Origin of the sequence: Roseomonas sp. 18066, from assembly GCF_902706185.1 — a bacterium.
Classification (GTDB): domain Bacteria; phylum Pseudomonadota; class Alphaproteobacteria; order Acetobacterales; family Acetobacteraceae; genus Pseudoroseomonas.
On the sequence record NZ_CACSJM010000318.1, the window covers coordinates 1 to 1,354 of the forward strand.

The window sequence follows — 1,354 nt, forward strand, 5'->3', positions numbered from 1 at the left end:
TGGCCCTGGCCGGCGGGGCGCTGGCGATGCGCCACGTGGTGGAGGAAGCCGGCAGCGTGGAAAACTCCACCCTGCTGACGCTGCGCGACACCGCGCTCTTCACCCTGCTCTATGGCTGCGGGTTGCGCATTTCCGAGGCGCTGAACCTCGATGTCGGCCAGGCGCCGCGCGCCGGCATCGGACTGAAGGTGCTGGGCAAGGGCGACAAGGAACGCCTGGTCCCGGTGCTGCCCGCGGTCGAGCGCGCCATCGCCCTGTACCTGGCCGCCCGCGGCGGCCCGCCGCCGGGCCAGCCGCTGTTCCTCGGCGCCCGCGGCGGCCGCCTGGACGCCGGCATGGCCCAGCGCGCGCTGCGCACCTACCGCCGCCTGGCCGGACTGCCGGAATCGGCGACACCCCACGCGCTGCGCCACTCCTTCGCGACCCACCTGCTGGGGGCGGGCGGCGACCTGCGCTCGATCCAGGAACTGCTGGGACACGCCAGCCTGTCGACCACCCAGCGCTACACCACCGTCGATTCGGCGAAGCTGCTGGAAACGTGGCAGAGAGCGCATCCGCGCACGGGATAGAGAAGACAGGGTGAAGCCTGGGGGGAAGAATGAATTCTTCCCCCCAGACCCCCCATCATCTTCTTCTGTGACCGGCCATTGAAAAACCTGCGCGGCTCCGGCAGCGTCGCGAAAGGGTCATGGCGGGGCTCGGGACTTTACAAATTGTGCGGGCTGACAGGTCGCGCTGCCGCGGGGCCGTGGCGCGTCCTGTCCCCACGTGGACATGGCAATCTGAAAGAAAAGGGGAATTCATTCCCCTGGCCTGCCTCTGTCTTCTCTTCAAACCGCTACTGACGCTGCCTTTGCTGCCAAGGCGGAAATCAGGTCGGCCGGGCTCAGCCGGATCTGCAGCCCCCGCTGGCCGCCATTGACGAAGACATGCGCCTCTGCGGTCGCGGCGCTCTCGACGAAGGTGGGCACGCGCTTCTTCTGGCCGAAGGGGCTGATGCCGCCGACGCGGTAGCCGGTCAGGCGCTCGGCATCGGGCACGCGCATCATCGCCGCCGACTTGCCCCCGGCGGCGGCGGCCAGCTTCTTCATCGAGACCTCGCGGTCCGAGGGCAGGACCACGCAGACGGGCTTGCCGTCGACCTCGGTCATCAGGGTCTTGAGGACGCGGCAGGGGTGCTCGCCCAGCGCCGCCGCCGCCTGCAGCCCGATGCTCTCGGCCTCGGGGTCGTAGTCATAGGCGTGCAGGGTGAAGGCGATGCCGGCCTTCTGGGCGGCGAGGGTCGCGGGCGTGGATTTCGACATGCCGGCGGCGGTCCCTCGGGGGCGGGTTTGGGAAGGGCCGCGAGGCCCCT

Annotated in this window: 2 protein-coding genes; one reads left to right on the forward strand and one right to left on the reverse strand. The window is 69.9% G+C overall.

The features are described 5' to 3' along the window. On the forward strand, positions 1–569 hold a 569-nt coding region (locus tag GVN67_RS28990; RefSeq protein ID WP_160000759.1), incomplete at its 5' end, for a tyrosine-type recombinase/integrase. Positions 570–830: 261 nt separating this feature from the next. Here the strand turns inward: GVN67_RS28990 and ybaK are convergent. Beyond that, entirely contained in the window at positions 831–1,304 is a 474-nt protein-coding gene (gene ybaK / locus GVN67_RS28995; RefSeq protein ID WP_160000760.1) for a Cys-tRNA(Pro) deacylase, read from the reverse strand. Positions 1,305–1,354: the final 50 nt, after the last annotated feature.